Genomic DNA, 3,820 nt, shown 5'->3' with positions numbered 1-3,820 from the left:
CCGCCGATCTGACCCGGCGGTTGTCCTCGATTGAAGTGCTCGATGAGCATGAACATGCCCGGTTGGATCGGATCAGCAACCGCGCATTGTTGAGTGCCCCGGCGCCGGTGTCGGGATCGATCCCGGCGCTGTTCGCCGCCCAAGTGGAGGCTGGTCCCGAGGCGGTCGCACTGACCTTCGAGGGCTTGTCGCTGACGTATCGCGAGTTGGATGAGGCGTCGAATCGGCTGGCGCACCTAGTGGTTGATTGCGCTGTGGGTCCGGGCGACTCTGTGGGCTTGTTGTTGCCGCGCTCGGCCGACGCGATCGTCGCGATTCTGGCGGTGCTCAAGGCCGGGGCGGCGTACGTGCCGATCGACCCCATGCTGCCCGACGCACGGATCGGGTTCATGCTCGCCGATGCCGCGCCGATCGCCGTGATCACGACGGCGGGTCTGCGGTCGCGCGTGGACGGGCGAGACCTGCTGGTCATCGATGTCGACGACCCGGCTCTTTGTATACAACCCAGCACCGGACTTCGGGGGCCGGCGCCTGACGACGTCGCGTACGTGATTTACACGTCAGGCACCACCGGAGTGCCCAAGGGTGTGGCCGTCACACATCACAACGTCACTCAGTTGATGGGAGCCCTGCACGCCGAGCTCCCGCCGGGAGGTGTGTGGTCGCAGTGGCATTCGTTGACATTCGATGTCTCGGGGTGGGAGATCTGGGGCGCGTTGCTGCACGGTGGGCGGTTGGTGGTGGTGCCCGACGAGGTGGTCGGCTCACCGATGGAGTTCCACGCGCTGCTGGTCGCCGAACAGGTCAGCGTGCTGAATCAGACCCCGACTGCGTTGGGAGGTATGACGCCCGAGGATCTGGACTCCGTTGCGCTTGTGGTGGGCGGTGAAGCCTGTCCGGCCGAGCTGGTGGAGCGGTGGGCCCCGGGCCGGGTGATGATCAATGTCTACGGCCCCACCGAAACGACGATATGGGTGGCGATGAGCGCGCCGTTGGCGCCGGGCCCGGGTGTCGTGCCGATCGGCTCTGCGGTGCCGGGGGCGGCGTTGTTCGTACTCGATCAGTGGTTGCGGCCGGTGCCGATAGGTGTGGCGGGTGAGTTGTATGTGGCCGGCGCCGGGGTGGGCGTGGGTTATGCGGGTCGCGCGGGGTTGACGGGGTCGCGGTTTGTGGCGTGCCCCTTCGGTGCCGGGGTGCGGATGTATCGCACCGGAGATCTTGTGCGCTGGGGCGCTGATGGGCAGTTGGACTATCTGGGCCGCGCGGATGATCAGGTCAAGATCCGGGGCTATCGCGTCGAGCTGGGCGAAATCCAAACTGTGTTAAGTGAATTGGACGGTGTGGAGCAGGCGGCGGTGATCGTCCGTGAGGACCGGCCCGATGATCGACGTCTGGTGGGGTATGTCACCGGGACTGCGGATCCGGCTGCGATCCGTGCTGCGCTGAGTGAGCGGTTGCCGGCGTATATGGTCCCGGGTGCAGTCGTGGTACTCGAGGCGTTGCCGTTGACGGTCAACGGCAAACTCGACAAGCACGCTCTGCCCACGCCGGAATACTCCGCCGCCGAGTACCGCGCTCCGAGCACGGTCACTGAGGAGATCTTGGCCGGGATCTTCGCCGACGTGTTGGGCGTCGACCGTGTTGGGGCCGATGACTCGTTCTTCGATCGGGGTGGCGATTCATTGTCGGCGATGCGTCTGATCGCCGCGATCAATACCAGTTTGGGTGCCGGGATTTCGGTGCGCACGGTGTTCGAAGCGCCCACGGTGGCGCAGTTGTCGCCCCGCATCGGCGCAAGTGAGCGTGGGCTGCAACCATTGACACCGGCGGAGCGGCCTGCGGTGATTCCGTTGTCGTTCGCGCAGAACCGGTTGTGGTTCCTGGCCCAGTTACTGGGGCCCTCTCCGGTGTACAACATGCCGCTGGCGGTGCGGCTGAGCGGGCCGCTTGATGTCGAGGCGCTGGGCGCGGCCCTTCGCGACGTGATAGTCCGCCACGAATCGCTGCGCACGCTGTTCACCGCATCGGAGGGGATACCGCAGCAGGTCGTGATCGACCCCGACCGAGCTGACTTCGGGTGGAGTGTTGTCGATGCCACGGGGTGGCCAGAGGCCGAGTTGGTGCGGGCGCTAGGAGAAGTCGCACAGCACCCGTTTGATCTGGCGGCCGAGGTCCCTCTGCGGGCGCGGCTGTTCCGGGTGTCGGATGACGAGTTTGTGTTGGTGGCTGCAGTGCATCACATCGCCGCCGACGGGTCGTCGACCGCTCCGCTGGTTCGGGATCTGGGGGTCGCGTACGCCAGCCGCTGTGCCAAGCAAGCCCCTGGCTGGGCGGATCTGGCGGTGCAGTACGTCGACTACACCTTGTGGCAGCGGTCGCAGTTCGGCGACCTCGACGATCCGCACAGTCCGATCGCCTCCCAGCTGAATTATTGGCGGCAGGCTCTCGCCGGTATGCCCGAACGTCTGCCGTTGCCCACCGATCGGACCTATCCACTGGTGGCTGACTACCGTGGCGCCACGGTGGCGATCGACTGGTCCGCAGGATTGCAGGCCGAAGTGGCACGGGTGGCCAGGGACCAGGGTGCAACCAGTTTCATGGTGGTGCAGGCGGCCTTGTCGGTGCTGCTGTCCAAGCTGAGTGCGAGTTCCGATGTGGCGGTGGGGTTCGCGATCGCTGGGCGCCGTGATCCTGTACTTGATGATTTGGTGGGTTGCTTCTTCAACACGTTGGTGTTGCGGGTCGATCTGGCTGGTGATCCCACTGTCGACGGGGTGCTGACCCAGGTTCAGCAGCGCGCTTTGGCGGCGTATGAGCATCAGGATGTGCCGTTCGAGGTGGTCGTTGACCGTCTCAACCCCGTCCGGTCGCTGGCCCATCATCCATTGGTGCAGGTGATGTTGGCCTGGCAGAACTTCGCCGGACGGACCAGTGATCCGGTCGCTGGGCTGGACATGGGTGATCTGCAGATCGCGGCCCTGCCCCTGGAAACGGGGTCTGCTCGATTAGATCTGACGTTCTCATTGGCTGAATGTTTCACCGACGACGGTGAGCCCGCGGGGATTTCGGGCGCCGTGGAGTTCCGCACCGACGTGTTCGACGTGGAAAGTATCGAAATCCTGATCGAGCGGTTCGAGCGGGTGCTCGTAGCGATGACCGCTGATCCGACGCGGCGGGTCTCATCGATCGATGTGCTCGATGAGGCCGAGCGCGCCCGGTTGGACGAGGTCGGCAACCGGGCGGCGTTGACCCAGCGATCGAGCATGTCGGTGTCGGTTCCGGCGTTGTTCGCCGCGCAGGTCGAGGCTTGGCCAGAGGCAGCGGCATTGACGTGTGGTGAGTCGTCGATGACGTACCGGTCGCTCGATGAGGCGTCGAGTCGGTTGGCGCACTTACTGATTGATCGCGGCGTCCGCCCGGGGGCTTGTGTAGCGGTGATGTCGGAGCGATCCGCTCTAGCAATCACCGCGATTCTCGCGATCCTGAAAGTGGGGGCTGCGTATCTGCCGATCGATCCCGCGCTGCCGGACTCGCGAGTCGGGTTCATACTCGCCGATGCCGCACCGGTGGCGGTGCTCACCACCACCGGGTTGCGTTCGCGGGTAGATGGTTTCGATGTGGCGGCCATCGATGTCGGCGACCCGGCTGTTGACGCCCAATCCAGCGCCGTCCTGCCATTCCCGGATTCCGAGGACATCGCGTACATCATCTACACCTCGGGTACGACGGGTGCGCCTAAAGGTGTGGGGATCACTCATCACAACGTGTGTCAGTTGATGGGGTCGCTGTGCGCGTCCCTCCCGCCGGGAGGTGGGAGGTG

The 3,820-nt window shown here is 65.1% G+C and carries 1 protein-coding gene; it reads left to right on the top strand.

Features of this window, described 5'->3' with window-relative positions:
* A partial coding sequence (locus tag AB4Z42_RS28260) for an amino acid adenylation domain-containing protein (RefSeq protein ID WP_442012556.1) occupies positions 1-3,820 on the top strand: 3,820 nt, incomplete at both ends.

Source organism: Mycobacterium sp. 2YAF39 (assembly GCF_052114565.1).
GTDB lineage: Bacteria > Actinomycetota > Actinomycetes > Mycobacteriales > Mycobacteriaceae > Mycobacterium.
Note: the sequence above shows the minus strand (reverse complement) of the source record. Positions and strands in the feature narration are given on the sequence as shown.